Source organism: Sphaerotilus mobilis, from assembly GCF_004216565.1.
Classification (GTDB): domain Bacteria; phylum Pseudomonadota; class Gammaproteobacteria; order Burkholderiales; family Burkholderiaceae_C; genus Sphaerotilus; species Sphaerotilus mobilis.
Genome location: NZ_SGWV01000007.1, coordinates 838,552 through 855,098, shown reverse-complemented (window position 1 = coordinate 855,098; position 16,547 = coordinate 838,552). Strand labels below are relative to the sequence as shown.

The following is a 16,547-nucleotide window of genomic DNA, read 5'->3' as shown; positions in this document are numbered from 1 at the left end:
CCGTCGGGCTGCGGCTCGCTCAGGGCGTCGACATACCACCAGGCGTAGCCACCGGGTGGAACCGGAAGGTCGAAGCCAGGTCCGCGAGCATCTGCTGCGCGGCAAGTCGACCGGACAGCGCCGCCATGGGCACGCCCGGTCCCGGGTGGACCGTGCCACCCGCCAAGTAGAGCCCCGCCAGCCGGGTCTTGTGGGCTGGACGCTGGAAGCTGGCCTGCCAGCCCCGGCTCGCCGGGCCGTAGAGCGCCCCCCCGCTGCCCGGGTAGCGGCGCGCGTGATCGGCCGGTCGGGTGATCCGAGGCGGTTCGCCGGTCGACATCAGGCTCACGCCGGCCCTCGCCAGCTGTTGCCACATCGCCTGTTCGCATGCGGAGATCTCCAGTTCGTCCAGGGTCCGGCCCGTGCTTTCGGCGGGCGCGTTGACCAGGCACATCAGCCGTTCGGGGCCGTCGGGCATGGGGCCGTCGTCATGGGCCCGGCGGTCCTGGGCGCAGACGTAGACCGTCGGGCTGGCCGGCAGCCGGCCGGCGGCCAGGTCGTCGAACTCGCGCCGGTAGCCGTCGTGTTCGGGCGGGCTGAAAAAGACGTTGTGGTGCGACAGCGGACCGCCGTCGACGCGGCCCTCGAAGTGCCAGGTCAGCGCCGACAGCGACCGGGGCAGCGGCTTGCCGCCGCCCATCGCCGCACGCGCGGACTCGCCCAGCAAGCCGGCCTGCAGCGCGGCGGCGTCGCCGTTGAACAACACCGCGTCGGCGTCGATGCACTCGCCGCTGGCCAGCCGCACGCCGCAGACGCGGCCGCGTTCGACGCGGATCTCGGCGACCGGCTGGTTGCAGTCGACCTGCACGCCTTGCGACTGCGCCGCCTGCAGCAGCGCCCGGCCGAGCGAGCGCATGCCGCCGTCGAGCTGCCAGACGGCCTCGCGCTCGACGTGGGCGACCAGCATCAGCGTGGCCGGGGCGTCGAACGGCGAACTGCCGCAGTACGTCGCGTAGCGGCCGAACAGCTGGCGCAGGCGCGGGTCGTGGAAGTGGCGGCCGAGTTCGTCCCACAGGCTGCGGAACGGCGCGATGGCCAGCATGTCGGGCAGGCGCCGCCAACCGACCCGCGCGGTCAGCGACAGCGGGTTGGGCCGGCTGGCCTGCAGGAATGGGCGGTCCAGGGTCCGGAAGACGGCCTGTGCGCGCTGGCAGAAGACCCGGTAGCGGGCCGCCTCGGCCGGGCCGGACAGCAGGGCGATGGCGTCGACGCTGGCGTCCAGGTCGGCATGCAGGTCCAGCCACTGATCGCCCCAGGCGTGGCGGGCCAGCACCTCGCAGCGTTGCAGCGTCACGCAGCGTTCGAAGGACAGGCCCAGCGCATCGAACAGGGCGTCAAAGACCCAGCGCATCGTCAGCACCGTCGGGCCGGCATCCAGGCGGTGCGGGCCGACCGCGATCTGGCCGAGCTTGCCGCCGGGCGCATCCGCCTGTTCCAAGACCCGCACCTGCAGCCCCTGTCGGGCCAGCAGCGCCGCAGCGGTCAGCCCGCCCACGCCCGCGCCGATCACCAGCACCTGTGGGGATCGGTTCGTTCGTGGCGGCCCGGGGCGGTACGTACCCCCTGGGCTAGGCTGCATTGACGGGTTCATGACCTGTGTCTATTCTTGGTGTCAGAAACCAATGTAAAGCAAAGCTGACACTTTGTCTGGTGCCCGTGGTGGGTGCCGGGGAGCGCCGGCCCTGAAAGGTCACCATGCCGAATCTGGACCGGATCGAGCGTGCCCTGCACGCCGCCTTGCAGGCCATCGACGGCCCCGGCCGGCCGCCGCGTCTGGCCGGTGCGATGCAGCATGCGGTGTTTCCAAGCGGGGCCCGCATCCGGCCGCAGCTGGTGCTGGCGGTGGCCCATGCCTGCGGCGAGGACGACCCGGCGCTGACCGACGCGGCGGCGGTCGCCATCGAGTTGCTGCACTGCGCCTCGCTGGTCCATGACGACCTGCCCTGTTTCGATGACGCGGCGACGCGGCGCGGCCGGCCTTCGGTCCAGAAGGCCTGGGGCGAACGCCTGGCCGTGCTGGCCGGTGATGCGCTGATCGTGGCCGCCTACGAGGCCCTTGGCCGTGCCGCCGGCCGCCATGTCAGCCGCCTGCCGGGCCTGCTGGCCACCGTCAGCCGGGGTGTGGGGATGCCGCTGGGCATCGTCGCCGGGCAGGCCTGGGAGTGCGAACCGCAGGTCACGCTGCGTGACTACCAGCAGGCCAAGACCGGCGCGCTGTTCGCGGCGGCGACCATGGCGGGTGCCCAATCGGCCGGATCGACGCCGGAGCCGTGGCGGGGCCTGGGCGAGCGGCTGGGTCAGGCCTACCAGGTCGCCGATGACATCCGCGATGTCGTGGGCGACGCCCAGGCGCTGGGCAAGCCGGTGCACCGCGACATCGAGCTGGACCGGCCCAGCATGACCCGTGAACTGGGGCTGGACGGCGCGCTGGCCGAGTTCCGCCGCCTGATGGACGAGACCGAGGCCGCTGTGCCCGACTGCCCCGGTGCGGCCGGCTTCCGGGCCCTGATCCGCCACGAGGCCCGCCGGCTGGTGCCCACCGGACTGGAAGACATCCGCCCGCGCACGCCGGAAGCCGCCTGGCGCGTCCAGGCTGCCTGAGTCGGCGCGTCCAATGTCCGCCCTGCCGTGGCCGCCGTGGCGCGACGCCTGGCCGCGTTGGCGTGACCGACTGCTGGCGCGCGAGGACGTGCGGCGCTGGGCCGAAGCCCTGCCGCTGACGCGCTGGATCGCCCGCCGCCGCGCCCGCCAGGTCTTCGACCTGATGGCGGGCTTCGTCTACTCGCAGGTGCTGCTGGCCTGCGTCCGGCTGGGCGTGTTCGAACGCCTGCTGACCGAAGGACCGCAGACCAGCGCCTGGCTGGCCCAGGCGCTGAACCTGCCGTCCGACGCTTGTGAGCGCCTGCTTCGCGCCGCCGGCTCGCTGGGTCTGCTGGAACGCCGCTCCGGCGACCGCCATGGGCTGGGACCGCTCGGCCTGCCGCTGGCGACCGACGCCGGCTTGCGCGCGTTGGTGCTGCACCACGCCGCCTTCTACCGCGACCTCGACGATCCCGTGGCCCTCCTGCGTGGCACCTCGCCGCCGGGCGAACTGGCGCGCTTCTGGCCCTATGCCGGCCAGCCCGGACGCGACGGCGGGGCCGAGACGGCCGGCGCCTATTCGGCGCTGATGGCGGCCACGCAGCCGATGGTGGCGGCCCAGGTGCTGCAGGCCGTGCCGCTCGGGCGCCATCGCCGCCTGCTGGACGTGGGCGGCGGCGAGGGCGCCTTTGCCGAACAGGCGGCGGCGGCCGCGCCGTCGTTGCAGGTGGAGGTGTTTGATCTGCCGGACGTCGCCGCGCGAGCCCGTCTGCGGCTGGAAGGCGCCGGCCTGGCCGGGCGCAGCCGCGTCTGGGCCGGCAGCTTCCTTCAGGACCGCCTGCCGGCGGGCGCGGATGTGGTGACGCTGTTGCGCGTTGTCCACGATCACGACGACGCGGCGGTGGCGACGCTGCTGCGCGCGGTCTGGCAGGCACTGGCACCCGGCGGGCGCCTGCTGCTGGCCGAGCCCATGGCCGGCACGCCCGGTGCGCATGCGATGGGCGACGCTTATTTCGGCTTCTACCTGCTGGCGATGGGGCAGGGCCGGCCACGCCCGGTCGAGCGCCTGGAGGCACTGCTGCGCGAGGCCGGTTTCCAGCGCGTGCGGCGCGTCGCCACCCGGCAGCCGCTGCTGGTGCAGGTGCTGGTCGCCGACAAGACCGGGTCGTCCTGACCTGAATGAACGAATCGCCTGGGGGCATACCCCGGGAAAACCAAGTGTAAATTTAACTTGACGTTGCGTTACGTCAGCCTAGGATGACATCCATGGACAAGACGCCGATCAACCCCACGCCGACGGGCATGCACCGCCGAGGAGCGCGGACATGAACACCCAGGCCGTCGTGATCGAGCGTCCGGAACACCTGCAGCTGGCGCGCCTGCACCTGCCGCCGGCTGAACCGGAAGACGTCGTCGTCGAGGTCGAATGGAGTGGCATCTCCACCGGCACCGAACGCCTGATCTGGACCGGCCGCATGCCGATGTTTCCGGGCATGGGCTACCCGCTGGTGCCGGGCTACGAGGCGGTTGGCCGCGTGATCGAGGTCGGTTCGGCCAGCGACGTGCGGCTGGGCCAACGGGTGTTCGTGCCGGGTGCGCGCTGCTTCGGCGAGGTCCGCGGCCTGTTCGGCGCCTCCGCCTCGCGCCTGGTTGTGCCCGGTCAGCGGGTTGTGCCGGTGGCCGATGCGCTGGGTGCCGACGCGGTGCTGATCGCGCTGGCCGCGACGGCTTATCACAGCGTCTCGGGCGGTGGCACGGGCGTGGCCCACACGCCGCCGGACCTGATCGTTGGCCATGGCGTGCTGGGCCGCCTGCTGGCGCGCTTGAACGTGGCCGCCGGCTACACCGATTTCACGGTCTGGGAGACCCAGGCCGCGCGCCAGTCCGGCGCCGAGGGCTACCGCGTCATCGCGCCGGAAGACGACCCGCGGCGCGACTACCGCGCGATCTACGACGTCAGCGGTGACGCCGGCCTGCTCGACACCCTGGTGGCCCGCCTGTCGCCCGGTGGCGAGGTGGTGCTGGCCGGCTTCTATGCCGCGCCGCTGACGCTGAGTTTCCCGCCCGCCTTCATGCGCGAAGCGCGCATCCGCGTGGCCGCCGAATGGAAGCGCCCCGATCTTCTGGCGGTGCAGCAGTTGCTGCAGGACGGCCGGTTGGATCTGCGCGGCCTGATCACCCACCAGGAGCGTGCCGAGCACGCCGGGTCGGCCTACCAGCAGGCGTTTGCGGACGCCGGCTGCCTGAAGATGGTCCTTGACTGGAGACACGCCTCATGAGCCACCCGACCCTTCCGGCCGAGGCGCCGGTGCGCTTCATGCAGCTGCGTCACGATGACCTGCGTGCCGAAGCCGCGATCGAGCCCGAGCAGCCGTCCGGCGCCCCGGTCACCAAGGCCACACAGATCATCGCGATCTACGGCAAGGGCGGCATCGGCAAGAGCTTCACGCTGGCCAACCTCAGCTACATGATGGCCCAGCAGGGCAAGAAGGTCCTGCTGATCGGCTGCGATCCCAAGAGCGACACCACCAGCCTGCTGTTCGGCGGCAAGGCCTGCCCGACCATCATCGAGACCAGCTCGCGCAAGAAGCTGGCGGGCGAACCGGTCTCGATCGGTGATGTCTGCTTCAAGCGCGACGGCGTCTTCGCGATGGAGCTGGGCGGCCCCGAGGTCGGTCGCGGTTGCGGCGGGCGCGGGATCATCCACGGCTTCGAGACGCTGGAAAAGCTCGGCTTCCACGATTGGGGCTTCGACTACGTGCTGCTGGACTTCCTGGGCGACGTGGTCTGCGGCGGCTTCGGTCTGCCGATCGCCCGCGACATGTGCCAGAAGGTCATCGTCGTCGGCTCCAACGACCTGCAAAGCCTGTACGTCGCCAACAACGTCTGCAGCGCGGTCGAGTACTTCCGCCGGCTTGGCGGCAATGTCGGCGTGGCCGGCATGGTGATCAACAAGGACGACGGCACGGGCGAAGCCGCCGCCTTCGCCGCCAATGCCGGGATTCCCGTGCTGGCCGCGATTCCGGCCAACGACGACATCCGCCGCAAGAGCGCCAGCTACGAGATCGTCGGCCGGCCCGGCACCGCCTGGGCGCCGCTGTTCGAAACGCTCGCCAGCAACGTCGCCAGCGCCCCGCCGATGCGGCCAGTGCCGCAGACCCAGGATCAGCTGCTGAGCCTGTTCTCGGCCGAGGCCACCGGCCGCGACTTCGTGATGGAGCCGGCCACGACCTTCGACATGGTCGGTCGCCACGACGCCATCCGCCCCAGCCTCGAGGTCGTCTACGACGCCGCGTGATGAGCACCGACACAGCACCCCTTGCAGCGCCTGCCCTTGCGGCAGGTCCGCTTGAACCGGTGGACGGCCTCGGCTGCCACGCGGGCGCCGACACGCTGCGCGCCGCCGCGACCGCCGCCGGCAAGGGCGAACTGCTGGCCCAGTACGCAGCCGACTACCCGCGTGCTGCCGCCGGTCCGCATGACCAGCCGCAGAGCATGTGCCCGGCCTTCGGCGCGCTGCGGGTGGGCCTGCGCATGCGGCGCACCGAGACCATCCTGAGCGGCTCGGCCTGCTGCGTCTACGGCCTGACCTTCACCTCGCACTTCTACGGCGCGCGCCGCAGCGTGGGCTACGTGCCCTTCAACAGCGAGAGCCTGGTGACCGGCAAGCTGTTCGAGGACATCCGCGAGGCGGTGCATGCGCAGGCCGATCCGGCCAAGCTTGATGCGTTGGTGGTGATTAACCTGTGCGTGCCCAGCGCCAGCGGCGTGCCGCTGCAGCTGTTGCCCAAGGCGATCAACGGCGTGCGCATCATCGGCATCGATGTGCCGGGGTTTGGCGTGCCCACCCATGCAGAGGCCAAGGACGTGCTGGCCGGCGCGATGCTGCGTTATGCCCGTGCCGAGGCCGAGGCCGGCCCGGTGGCCGCGCCGCAAGGCTGGCGTGAACGCCAGGTGCCCGGACGCCGCAGCGTGACGCTGCTGGGCGAGCTGTTCCCGGCCGACCCGATGGTGATCGGCCAGTTGCTCGAACCGATGGGCCTGTCGGTCGGACCGACCGTGCCGACACGCGAATGGCGCGAGCTCTACACCGCGCTGGACGGCGCGGTGGTGGCCGCCATCCACCCCTTCTACACGGCCAGCGTGCGCGAGTTCCAGGCGGCCGGTCGTCCGGTCGTGGCCTCCGCCCCGGTGGGCCATGACGGCACCGACGCATGGCTGCAGGCCATCGGCGAAGCGGCCGAGGTGCCGCAGGCCCTCATCGATGCGGCCAAGCAGCGCGTGCTGCCGGCGATCCGCGCGGTGCTGGCCAAGTCGCCGATCCGCGGCCGCGTCACGCTCAGTGGCTATGAGGGCTCCGAGCTGCTGGTGGCCCGCCTGCTGATCGAGTCCGGCGCCGAGGTGCCCTATGTCGGCACCGCCTGCCCGCACACGCCCTGGTCCGAGCCGGACCGCGCCTGGCTGGCCGCACGCGGCGTGCAGGTGCAGTACCGCGCCACGCTCGAACAGGACATCGCCGCGATCGAGCGGCATCGGCCGGACCTCGCCATCGGCACCACGCCGGTGGTCCAGTACGCCAAGGAACGGGCACTGCCGGCGCTGTACTTCACCAACCTGATCTCGGCCCGGCCGCTGATGGGGCCGGCCGGTGCGGGCTCGCTCGCACAGGTCATCAACGCCGCCATCGGCAACCGCGCACGCTTCGAGCAGATGCGCGAGTTCTTTGGCGAGACCGGCCAGGGCGACCGCGCCGGGGTCTGGACCGACACGCCGGTGCTGCACCCCGAGTTCCGCGCCGAGACCCGTCGCCAGGTCATCCGCATCCAGAAGCGCCGCAAGGCCGAGGAGATGCTGTGATGGTCATCGACCACGACCGGGCCGGCGGCTACTGGGGCGCCGTCTACGTCTTCACCGCGATCAAGGGCCTGCAGGTCGTCATCGACGGACCGGTGGGTTGCGAGAACCTGCCGGTGACCTCGGTGCTGCACTACACCGACGCGCTGCCGCCGCACGAGCTGCCCATCGTCGTCACCGGACTGGCCGAGGAACAGCTGGGCCGCGAAGGCACCGAAGGCAGCATGAAGCGCGCCCATGCGGTGCTGGACCCGGACCTGCCGGCGGTGGTCGTGACCGGCTCGATCGCCGAGATGATCGGCGGCGGCGTGACGCCCGAGGGCACCACCATCGCCCGCTTCCTGCCGCGCACCATCGATGAGGACCAGTGGCAGTGCGCCAACCGCGCGATGCTGTGGCTGTGGACCGAACACGGCCCCGGCCGGCATGTCCCGAAGCGCCAGCCCTTTGCCGAACGGCCGGCCGGCGAGAAGCCGCGTGTCAACCTGATCGGCCCGAGCTACGGCGTCTTCAACGGCCCGAGCGACGTGCATGAGATCCGCCGTCTGGTCGAGGGCATCGGCGCCGAGGTCAACCTGGTCTTTCCGCTTGGCAGCCACCTGGTCGACGTGCCCAAGCTGGCCGATGCCGACGTCAACATCTGCCTGTACCGCGAGTTCGGCCGGCTGCTGTGCGAGGCGCTGGAGCGGCCCTATCTGCAGGCGCCCATCGGCCTGCACAGCACGACGGCCTTCCTGCGCCAGCTCGGCGAGCTGCTGCACCTGGACCCCGAACCCTTCATCGAGCGCGAGAAGCACACCACCATCAAGCCGGTGTGGGACCTGTGGCGCTCGGTCACGCAGGACTTCTTCGGCACCGCCAGCTTCGCCATCGTCGCCAGCGAGACCTACACCCGCGGCGTGCGGCATTTCCTCGAAGACGAGCTGGGCCTGCCTTGCCGCTTCGCGATCGCCCGCAAGCCCGGCGAGAAGACCGATCACGCCGCCGTGCGCGCGCTGGTCCACGGCAGCACGCCGCTGGTGCTCTACGGCAGTGTCAACGAGCGCATGTACCTGGCCGAGATGACGGGGCAGGGGCCGATGCGGCCGACCTACATCGCCGCCAGCTTCCCCGGCGCGCTGATTCGACGCGCCACCGGCACACCCTTCATGGGCTATGCCGGGGCGACCTATCTGGTGCAGGAGTTCTGCAACGCGCTGTTCGATGCGCTGTTCCACATCCTGCCGCTGGCCACCGACATGGACCGCGCCGCGCCGACGCCCGCGCGGGCCCTGCCGGAGCTGGTTTGGAGCGACGAGGCGAGGGAGCTGCTCGACGAGCTGCTGGAGGCCCAGCCGGTGCTGGTGCGCATCTCGGCGGCCCGGCGGCTGCGGGATCAGGCCGAGGCGAATGCACGGGCCGAAGGTGCCGCTGCCGTCGCGGTCACCCATCTGGAAGGCCGCACCCGCGAGATGGCGGCGGCGGTGCTGGGCACGCTGGCCTGAGGGCCCAACGAACACAAGGTTTGCCGGGGATCAGCCCTGGCGATCCCAGCCGCGCGGGAACTGCGCGGTGTCGGCCGCAAGGCCACTGATCGAGGAGAGATCGCTATGGCTGAGGAAAGGAAAGGCTCGTTGTCCGGGCTGACCGAGAACGAGGCCCGGGAATTCCACGGCATCTTCATGTCCAGCTTCATCGGCTTCACGGCGATTGCCGTCGTGGCCCATGTGCTGGTCTGGATGTGGCGTCCCTGGCTTTGAGTCTTTGAACACGCGCTGAAGGAACCGTCATGACCCAGCAGACCAACACCCTGTCCCCGTCGGGACTCACCTTGCACGACAGCGTCGCCAACGAGGCCTTGTTCCTCCTGAGCTTCGTGGTCGTGTTCTGTGTGGCCTGTGCCGCGCAGCTGTTGTTTGTCCGCTGGCGCAGCTGGTTCCCCGGCGCAGAGAGCGAGAAATCGCTGATCAAGGGTGTCCGGGCGGGTGTCTATACCTTCCTGTCGCACCTCAACTAGGAGAAGAGAGCATGTGGAGAATCTGGCTGCTGTTCGACCCGCGCCGTGCGCTGGTCGCTTTGTTCGCTTTCTTGTTCGTGCTGGCACTGGTGATTCACTTCGTGCTGCTCAGTACCAACAAGTTCAACTGGCTCGATGGACCGCAGACCGCGGTGAGCCAGAACTCGTCGATGCCGGCTGCTGCACCCAAGTAGGCACCGGTTCGGGCCGCACAGGCCCGTTCGCGGCGCGCCGGTCACGGTGGCAGACAGCCTTGGGCTGGATGACCTGTCGACCTGGCGCGCCCCTTTGTCCGAACGACAAGACGACGGACGCACGGAATTGATCCGGGGCGCCTCGCGGGGGTGGCAAGCATGTCCATGCTGAACTTCGAGAGAAAGTACCGCGTGCGCGGGGGCACCCTGCTCGGGGGCGACCTGTTCGACTTCTGGGTCGGACCGTTCTACGTGGGATTCTTTGGCGTCACCAGTGCGTTCTTCGCGCTGGTCGGCACGCTGTTGATCGTCTGGGGCGCGTCCCAAGGCGGAACCTGGAACCTGTGGCAGATCAGCATCGCGCCACCGGATCTGAAATACGGGCTGGGCCTGGCACCGCTGATGGAAGGCGGGCTGTGGCAGCTCATCACCGTCTGCGCCATCGGTGCCTTCGTGTCCTGGGCCCTGCGCGAGGTCGAGATCTGCCGCAAGCTCGGCATCGGCCTGCACGTGCCCTTTGCCTTCTCGGTGGCGATCCTGGCCTATGTCACGCTGGTGGTGATCCGCCCGCTGCTGATGGGCGCCTGGGGTCACGGCTTCCCCTACGGGATCATGAGCCACCTGGACTGGGTCTCGAACACGGGCTACCAGTACCTGCACTTCCACTACAACCCGGCGCACATGCTGGCGGTGAGCTTCTTCTTTGCCACCACCTTCGCGCTGAGCCTGCACGGCTCGCTGATCCTGTCGTCGACCAATCCGGCGCGCGGCGAGGTGGTCAAGACGGCCGAGCACGAGAACACCTTCTTCCGCGACACGATCGGCTATTCGATCGGCACCCTGGGCATCCACCGCCTGGGTCTGTTCCTGGCCCTCTCGGCGGGCTTCTGGAGCGCGGTCTGCATCGTCATCAGCGGGCCCTTCTGGACACGCGGCTGGCCCGAGTGGTGGAGCTGGTGGTTGAACCTTCCGGTCTGGAAGTGAGGCACGGTCATGGCTGAATATCAAAACCTCTTCACGAGCGTGCAGGTCACGGCGCCGTCCTACCCCGGCGTGTCGCTGGGTCGCGACGAACACGAGCGCATCCGCGACACCACGCACATCCATCTGCTGGGTCGCATCGGCGATGCGCAGATCGGCCCGATCTACCTCGGCTGGCTGGGCATCTGCTCGCTGCTGTGCGGCTTCATCGCGCTGGAGATCATCGGCCTGAACATGTGGGCCTCGGTCGGCTGGGACCCGGTGCAGTTCGTGCGTCAGCTGCCCTGGCTGGCGCTGGAGCCGCCGCCGCCTGGCTATGGCCTGAAGCTGCCGCCGCTCAACCAGGGTGGCTGGTGGCTGCTGGCGGGCTTCTTCCTGACCGCTGCCATCTTGCTGTGGTGGGCCCGCATGTACCGGCGTGCCCGCAAGCTCGGCATGGGCACACATGTGGCCTGGGCCTTTGCGGCGGCCATCTGGCTCTACCTGGTGCTGGGCTTCATCCGCCCGGTGCTGATGGGCAGCTGGGGCGAGGCGGTGCCGTTCGGGCTGTTCCCGCACCTGGACTGGACGGCGGCCTTCTCGCTGCGCTACGGCAACCTGTTCTACAACCCCTTCCACATGCTCAGCATCGCCTTCCTGTACGGGTCGACGCTGCTGTTCGCGATGCACGGGGCGACCATCCTGGCGGTCAGCCGCTACGGTGGCGAGCGTGAGATCGAGCAGATCACCGACCGCGGCACGGCCAGCGAGCGGGCGGCCCTGTTCTGGCGCTGGACCATGGGCTTCAACGCCACGATGGAGTCCATCCACCGCTGGGCCTGGTGGTTCGCCGTGTTGTGCCCGCTGTGCGGCGGCATCGGCATCCTGCTGACTGGCACCGTGGTCGACAACTGGTATCTGTGGGCCGTCAAGCATGGCGTCGCACCGGTCTACCCCGCCGTCTTCCCGGCGGTGGCCGACCCGGCGCTGATGGGTGGGGTGACGCCATGAGCGCCGCCATCGCCACGCTCGGCCGGCTGTTGATGCAAGGCCTTGCCGGCCCGGCCTGCCAGCAGGCCATGCTGGCCCACACGCCGCAGCCCGCCGAGGTGCTGCAGGCCTGGATGCTGGCCAGCGTGGCCAGCCTGGATGACCACGAGGGCTGGTCCCGGCACCCCGCCGCAGACCGTCCCGCCCACGCCGTTCACCTTCAGGGAGCGCACGCATGAAGCTGCTCAGCCTTGGCGTGTCCCTGATCGGGCTCACGCTGCTCGCCGGATGCGAGCGTCCGCCGGTCGACACGGTGCAGCGCGGCTACCGCGGCACCGGCATGGAACAGGTCTACAACCCGCGCACGCTGGCCCAGCAGGCCAGCTTGAACGCGGCACCCGAGGCCTTGCCGGCGGCGCCGACCGACGGCCCGAAGGCACGCGACGTGTTCCAGAACGTGAAGGTGCTGGGCGACGTCAGCGTCGCGCAGTTCACCCGCACGATGGCCGCGATGACCGCCTGGGTCGCACCGCAGCAGGGCTGCGTCTACTGCCACGACCCGCAGAACTTCGCCGACGACAAGCTCTACACCAAGGTCGTCGCGCGTCGCATGCTGCAGATGACGCAGACCATCAACGCCGACTGGAACAGCCACGTGGGTGCCACCGGGGTGACCTGCTACACCTGCCACCGTGGCCAGAACGTGCCCCAGGAGGTCTGGTTCAAGCCGCCGCCGCAGCCGCGTGCAAACGCCTTCGCCGGTGACCGCGCCGGGCAGAACGCGCCGGCCACCACGGTCGGTCTGACGTCCCTGCCGGTTGATCCCTACACGCCCTTCCTGCTCGATGCCGAGCCGATCCGGGTGCAGGGTGAGCAGGCCTTGCCGGGCGCCAACCGCCAGTCGACCAAGCAGGCCGAATGGACCTATGGGCTGATGGTGCACATGTCCAGCGCGCTGGGCGTGAACTGCACCCAGTGCCACAACACGCGTGCCTTCGGATCGTGGGAGAACAGCTCGCCGCCGCGCCTCACCGCCTGGCAGGGCATCCGCATGGCGCGCAGCCTCAACCGCGAGTTCATGGTGCCGCTGACCGACACCTTCCCGGCCCACCGCCACGGTCCCACCGGCGACGTCGCCAAGGTCAACTGCGCAACCTGCCACTTGGGTGCCCACAAGCCCCTGTACGGCGCGCCGATGGCCAAGGACTTCCCGGAGCTTCAGAGCAAGGGCGCGGCGACACCGGCGGCGCCGGCCGCATCGGTGTCGGCCACGGCAGTCCCGGTGAAGGCCGACGACACGAAGGTCGCGCTGCGCCAGCCCTGAGACGCGGAGATCAGCGCCAGCGGGCCGGTGAACAGCCGGCCACCTCAACGCCCTGTGCGGCCAGCTCGGCCGGCAGGGCGTTGCCCTTGATGAGCGCCGCAGCCAGCGCCGACGCGCCCGCTGCCGACTGGATGCCGTAGCCGCCCTGGCCGGCCAGCCAGAAGAAATCGGGCGCCGCGGGCTCATGCCCGATCACGAGTTCGCCATCAGGCGCGAAGGTGCGCAGACCGGCCCAGGTGCTGGCCGGGCGGCGGATCGCCAGCGTCGTCGCCTCGGTGATGCGGTGGATGCCGGTGGCGATGTCCAGCTCTTCCGGCCGAACGTCGTGCGGCACGGTGTCATCGGCATTGGCCGGCGAACCCAGCAGCCGGCCGGCATCGGGCTTGATGTACCAGCCCTCGTCGACCGCGACCACGGCCGGCCAGCCGCTGGCGTCGACGCCCTCGGGCGCGGCGAAGGTGAAGGCGCTGCGGCGGCGTGGCTGCAAGCCGATCGGCGCGACGCCGAACAGGCCGGCCACCTCGTCGGCCCAGGCACCGGCAGCGTCGACCACCAGGCCGGCCGAGAGCGTGCGGCCATCGCTGAAGCTGATCTGCCAGCCGTGCCCGTCGTGATGCGCTGACGCGGGCGCCGTGCCGGTGTGCAACTCGCCACCCTGACGCCGGAAGCCGCGCAGAAAGCCCTGGTGCAGCGCGTGCACGTCGATGTCCTCGGCGCCTCGTTCGTGCAGCGCGGCCAGCACCCGGTCACGCCGCAGGCAGGGCACCCGCGCGCAGGCGGCGTCGGCATCCAGCCATTCCAGCGGCGTGCCGCTGGCCAGCAGATCGTGCTGCAGCGCGTCCAGCAGGCCCTGCTGGCCCTGCAACGCCAGGTAGAGCACACCACGCGGGCGCAGCAACGGCGCGGCGTCGTCGGCCAGGAAGCCGGCCGGCGGCTGTTCGTAGAAGGCCCGGCTGGCGCGGGTCAGCGCGCGCACGCCGGGCGGGCCGTAGCTCTCCATGAACATCGCTGCCGACCGGCCGGTGGCGTGGTGGCCGGGCTGGGCTTCGCGTTCGATCAGCCAGACCCGGTGCGTGGCCGCCAGCCGCCAGGCCAGCGAGGCACCGGCGATGCCAGCGCCGATGATGAGCACGTCCACGGTCGTGCTCGGGCGTGACGGGCGTGACGGGTGGGACGGTGACGCGGTCGCTGGCATGGGGCCTCCTGACGGTGGCGGCGGATTCTAGGAAGGCCGCGCCAGCCTGACCTCTGGGTGACAGCCTGTCTCGCGGGGTTCAAGGCAAAGTCGCGGCTTTCAGGTGTCGGTGCCGGGCAGGCCCTTCGGGAGGGTGCGGGCGCCGATGACACGACGACGAGGGCATGACCATGGACATCCTGTTGACCCCGGAACTCGATGCGCTGCGCACGCGCATCCAGCGCTTCATCGCCGACGAGATCATCCCGATGGAGGCCGACCCGCGCAGCGGCCCGCATGGCCCCGAGCCGGCGCTGCGCGACGCGCTGGTCGACAAGGCCCGCCGCGCCGGCCTGCTGTCGCCGCATGCGGCGCATGAATACGGCGGGATGGGCCTGAGCCACGTGGGCCGCGCGGTCGCCTTCGAGGAGGCCGGCTACTCGATGCTGGGCCCGGTCGCGCTCAACGTCTTTGCGCCCGACGAGGGCAACATGCACCTGCTCGAAGCCGTCGCCACGCCGGCCCAGAAGGCGCAATGGCTGCGGCCGATGGCCGAGGGCCACATCCGATCCTGCTTCTGCATGACCGAACCTGCGCCCGGGGCCGGCTCCGACCCGTCGATGCTGCAGACCACCGCCCGGCCGGTGCGCGACGCCCACGGCGAGGGTTACGTCATCGACGGCCTGAAGTGGTTCATCACCGGTGCCGACGGTGCCCGGCTGGCCATCATCATGGCCATGGTTCCGGACGTGGGCGCGACCATGTTCCTGACCGACATGGCCACGCCCGGCATCACGCTCGAACGCAACATGGACACGCTCGACCGCTGCTTCCCCGGCGGCCACGGCGTTGTGCGTTTTGCCGGTCTGCGCCTGCCGGCATCGGCCATCCTGGGCGAGCTGGGTCAGGGCTTCCGCTACGCCCAGGTGCGCCTGTCGCCGGCCCGTCTGACCCACTGCATGCGCTGGCTGGGCGCGGCGCGTCGGGCCCACGACGTCGCGGTCGACTACGCCCGCAGCCGCATGGCCTTCGGCAAGCCGATCGGCCAGCATGAGGGTGTCGGCTTCATGCTGGCCGACAACGAGATGGACCTGCACATCGCCCGCCTGACCATCCACCACTGCGCGGCCGTGCTCGACCGCGGCGAGCTGGCGCTGCGCGAATCGAGCCGGGCCAAGGTCATCGTCTCCGAGGCGGTCTGGCGCGTGGCCGACCGCTGCGTGCAGGTGCTGGGCGGGCAGGGCGTCACCGGCGAGACGGTGGTCGCGCGCATCTTTTCCGACATGCGCGCCTTCCGCATCTACGACGGCCCGAGCGAGGTCCACCGCTGGAGCCTGGCCAAGCACATCGTCAAGGGACATTCCTGAACATCGTGAGCACCGCCATCGCCCCTCCCGATCCAGCCTTGCTGGCCGACTGGCTGCGCGCCCATGTGCGGCCCTTCCACGGCGCGGTCCGCATCGAGCCGCTGACCGGTGGTCAGTCCAACCCGACCTACCGTGTCGACGCCGGCGAGCACCGCTGGGTGCTGCGCCGCAAGCCACCGGGCGTGCTGCTGGCCTCGGCCCATGCGGTCGAACGCGAGCACCGCGTCATGGCCGCGCTGGCTGGCAGCGCCGTGCCGGTGCCGGCGATGCATGTGCTGTGCGAGGACGCCAGCGTGATCGGCTCGCCCTTCTACGTGATGGACTTCGTCGACGGCCGGGTCTTCGGCCGGCCCGACCTGCCCGGCCTGACGCCGGCCGAACGCGGCGCGATCTTCGACGAGATGAACCGCGTCGCCGCCGCGCTGCATGGCGTCGACGTGGTGGCCGCTGGCCTGTCCGACTACGGCAAGCCGCAGAACTACCTGGCCCGCCAGATCGAGCGCTGGATCCGCCAGTACCGCGCCAGCGAGACCGAGCGCCACGAGGCCATGGAGCAGCTGATCGCCTGGCTGCTGGCCCACCGGCCGGACGACGAGGCGACCGCGCTGGTGCATGGCGACTACCGCATCGACAACCTCATCTTTCATCCCACCGAGCCACGTGTGCTGGCCGTGCTGGACTGGGAGCTGTCGACGCTGGGCCATCCGCTGGTTGACTTCGCCTACCACGTGATGACCTGGCGGGTGACGCCCGAGGAGTTCCGCGGCCTGAAGGGCCACGACCTGGCCGCCCTTGGCATCCCCGATGAAGACGCCTACGTCGCGGCCTATGTGCGCCGCACCGGGCGCGATGCGGCTGCCGGCCTGCCGCACTTCGGCTACTACCTGGCCTTCAACATGTTCCGCATGGCGGCGATCCTGCAGGGCATCCTGGCGCGATCGCTGCAAGGCAGTGCGGCCAGCGCCGACGCCGAGCGCACGGGCCGGCAGGCGCGACCCATGGCCGAGGCCGGCTGGCGGCTGGCGCAGCAACTCACCGCAGCCTGAGACACTGCCGGCCCCGCAGAGCC

General features: G+C 70.5%; 17 protein-coding genes. 15 read left to right on the top strand and 2 right to left on the bottom strand.

All coding sequences use genetic code 11. The features are described 5' to 3' along the window. Positions 1–19: 19 nt before the first annotated feature. A complete protein-coding gene (gene crtD, locus EV685_RS04120; RefSeq protein ID WP_242615409.1) occupies positions 20–1,555 on the bottom strand; it encodes a 1-hydroxycarotenoid 3,4-desaturase CrtD in 1,536 nt (511 codons plus the stop codon). Between the two features lie 179 nt (positions 1,556–1,734). Here crtD and EV685_RS04115 point away from each other — a divergent pair, with 179 nt between their 5' ends. The 13 genes from EV685_RS04115 (at position 1,735) to pufC (ending at position 12,937) form a co-directional block, all read left to right on the top strand. Further along, the gene (locus tag EV685_RS04115; protein ID WP_130480669.1) at positions 1,735–2,640 is read left to right on the top strand and encodes a polyprenyl synthetase family protein; all 906 of its coding nucleotides are present in this window, start codon (positions 1,735–1,737) and stop codon (positions 2,638–2,640) included. Between the two features lie 13 nt (positions 2,641–2,653). Further along, positions 2,654–3,793 (top strand): methyltransferase, encoded by a 1,140-nt coding sequence (locus EV685_RS04110; protein ID WP_130480668.1) that lies wholly within the window; start codon positions 2,654–2,656, stop codon positions 3,791–3,793. A 151-nt stretch (positions 3,794–3,944) separates the two neighbouring features. After that, complete coding sequence (gene bchC / locus EV685_RS04105) at positions 3,945–4,898, top strand: chlorophyll synthesis pathway protein BchC (protein WP_130480667.1); 954 nt, start codon at positions 3,945–3,947, stop codon at positions 4,896–4,898. Beyond that, positions 4,895–5,917, top strand: a complete 1,023-nt coding sequence (locus EV685_RS04100) for a chlorophyllide a reductase iron protein subunit X (protein WP_207224755.1) — start codon at positions 4,895–4,897, stop codon at positions 5,915–5,917. Before bchC ends, EV685_RS04100 begins: the two co-directional genes overlap by 4 nt. After that, positions 5,917–7,476, top strand: coding sequence for a chlorophyllide a reductase subunit Y (bchY, locus tag EV685_RS04095; RefSeq protein WP_130480666.1), 1,560 nt, complete (start codon positions 5,917–5,919; stop codon positions 7,474–7,476). The genes EV685_RS04100 and bchY overlap by 1 nt, the downstream gene beginning before the upstream one ends. After that, the gene (bchZ, locus tag EV685_RS04090; protein ID WP_420820801.1) at positions 7,476–8,957 is read left to right on the top strand and encodes a chlorophyllide a reductase subunit Z; all 1,482 of its coding nucleotides are present in this window, start codon (positions 7,476–7,478) and stop codon (positions 8,955–8,957) included. Before bchY ends, bchZ begins: the two co-directional genes overlap by 1 nt. Before the next feature lie 105 nt (positions 8,958–9,062). Beyond that, positions 9,063–9,212 carry a light-harvesting antenna LH1, beta subunit gene (pufB, locus tag EV685_RS04085; RefSeq protein WP_130480664.1) on the top strand — a complete coding sequence of 50 codons (150 nt, stop codon included), beginning with the start codon at positions 9,063–9,065 and terminating at the stop codon, positions 9,210–9,212. A 29-nt stretch (positions 9,213–9,241) separates the two neighbouring features. Then, positions 9,242–9,469, top strand: coding sequence for a hypothetical protein (locus EV685_RS04080; protein WP_242615408.1), 228 nt, complete (start codon positions 9,242–9,244; stop codon positions 9,467–9,469). Positions 9,470–9,480: 11 nt separating this feature from the next. Next, positions 9,481–9,663 carry a light-harvesting antenna LH1, alpha subunit gene (pufA, locus tag EV685_RS04075; protein WP_130480663.1) on the top strand — a complete coding sequence of 61 codons (183 nt, stop codon included), beginning with the start codon at positions 9,481–9,483 and terminating at the stop codon, positions 9,661–9,663. 159 nt (positions 9,664–9,822) lie between these two features. Then, positions 9,823–10,647: a photosynthetic reaction center subunit L gene (gene pufL / locus EV685_RS04070; protein WP_130480662.1), complete on the top strand. Its 825-nt coding sequence runs from the start codon at positions 9,823–9,825 to the stop codon at positions 10,645–10,647. Positions 10,648–10,656: 9 nt separating this feature from the next. Further along, complete coding sequence (pufM, locus tag EV685_RS04065) at positions 10,657–11,634, top strand: photosynthetic reaction center subunit M (RefSeq protein WP_130480661.1); 978 nt, start codon at positions 10,657–10,659, stop codon at positions 11,632–11,634. Continuing rightward, positions 11,631–11,852 (top strand): hypothetical protein, encoded by a 222-nt coding sequence (locus EV685_RS04060; RefSeq protein WP_130480660.1) that lies wholly within the window; start codon positions 11,631–11,633, stop codon positions 11,850–11,852. Before pufM ends, EV685_RS04060 begins: the two co-directional genes overlap by 4 nt. Beyond that, the gene (pufC, locus tag EV685_RS04055) at positions 11,849–12,937 is read left to right on the top strand and encodes a photosynthetic reaction center cytochrome PufC (protein ID WP_130480659.1); all 1,089 of its coding nucleotides are present in this window, start codon (positions 11,849–11,851) and stop codon (positions 12,935–12,937) included. The genes EV685_RS04060 and pufC overlap by 4 nt, the downstream gene beginning before the upstream one ends. A gap of 10 nt (positions 12,938–12,947) precedes the next feature. Here the strand turns inward: pufC and EV685_RS04050 are convergent, their stop codons facing one another. After that, positions 12,948–14,132 (bottom strand): NAD(P)/FAD-dependent oxidoreductase, encoded by a 1,185-nt coding sequence (locus EV685_RS04050; protein WP_130480658.1) that lies wholly within the window; start codon positions 14,130–14,132, stop codon positions 12,948–12,950. 170 nt (positions 14,133–14,302) lie between these two features. Here EV685_RS04050 and EV685_RS04045 point away from each other — a divergent pair, with 170 nt between their 5' ends. Together EV685_RS04045 and EV685_RS04040 are read left to right on the top strand one after the other, a co-directional pair. After that, a complete protein-coding gene (locus tag EV685_RS04045; RefSeq protein WP_130480657.1) occupies positions 14,303–15,478 on the top strand; it encodes an acyl-CoA dehydrogenase family protein in 1,176 nt (391 codons plus the stop codon). 5 nt (positions 15,479–15,483) lie between these two features. After that, a complete protein-coding gene (locus tag EV685_RS04040; protein WP_242615407.1) occupies positions 15,484–16,524 on the top strand; it encodes a phosphotransferase family protein in 1,041 nt (346 codons plus the stop codon). Positions 16,525–16,547 lie beyond the last annotated feature (23 nt).

What these genes read in the sequence shown, in the direction of transcription:
- EV685_RS04100 (WP_207224755.1), top strand. Translation starts at nt 4,895, where the DNA reads ATGAGCCACCCGACCCTTCCGGCCGAGGCGCCGGTGCGCTTCATGCAG.
- pufA (WP_130480663.1), top strand. Translation starts at nt 9,481, where the DNA reads ATGTGGAGAATCTGGCTGCTGTTCGACCCGCGCCGTGCGCTGGTCGCT.
- bchZ (WP_420820801.1), top strand. Translation starts at nt 7,476, where the DNA reads ATGGTCATCGACCACGACCGGGCCGGCGGCTACTGGGGCGCCGTCTAC.
- pufM (WP_130480661.1), top strand. Translation starts at nt 10,657, where the DNA reads ATGGCTGAATATCAAAACCTCTTCACGAGCGTGCAGGTCACGGCGCCG.
- pufL (WP_130480662.1), top strand. Translation starts at nt 9,823, where the DNA reads ATGTCCATGCTGAACTTCGAGAGAAAGTACCGCGTGCGCGGGGGCACC.
- EV685_RS04080 (WP_242615408.1), top strand. Translation starts at nt 9,242, where the DNA reads ATGACCCAGCAGACCAACACCCTGTCCCCGTCGGGACTCACCTTGCAC.
- bchC (WP_130480667.1), top strand. Translation starts at nt 3,945, where the DNA reads ATGAACACCCAGGCCGTCGTGATCGAGCGTCCGGAACACCTGCAGCTG.
- EV685_RS04045 (WP_130480657.1), top strand. Translation starts at nt 14,303, where the DNA reads ATGGACATCCTGTTGACCCCGGAACTCGATGCGCTGCGCACGCGCATC.
- EV685_RS04050 (WP_130480658.1), bottom strand. Translation starts at nt 14,132, where the DNA reads ATGCCAGCGACCGCGTCACCGTCCCACCCGTCACGCCCGTCACGCCCG.
- pufC (WP_130480659.1), top strand. Translation starts at nt 11,849, where the DNA reads ATGAAGCTGCTCAGCCTTGGCGTGTCCCTGATCGGGCTCACGCTGCTC.
- EV685_RS04115 (WP_130480669.1), top strand. Translation starts at nt 1,735, where the DNA reads ATGCCGAATCTGGACCGGATCGAGCGTGCCCTGCACGCCGCCTTGCAG.
- EV685_RS04110 (WP_130480668.1), top strand. Translation starts at nt 2,654, where the DNA reads ATGTCCGCCCTGCCGTGGCCGCCGTGGCGCGACGCCTGGCCGCGTTGG.
- pufB (WP_130480664.1), top strand. Translation starts at nt 9,063, where the DNA reads ATGGCTGAGGAAAGGAAAGGCTCGTTGTCCGGGCTGACCGAGAACGAG.
- bchY (WP_130480666.1), top strand. Translation starts at nt 5,917, where the DNA reads ATGAGCACCGACACAGCACCCCTTGCAGCGCCTGCCCTTGCGGCAGGT.
- EV685_RS04060 (WP_130480660.1), top strand. Translation starts at nt 11,631, where the DNA reads ATGAGCGCCGCCATCGCCACGCTCGGCCGGCTGTTGATGCAAGGCCTT.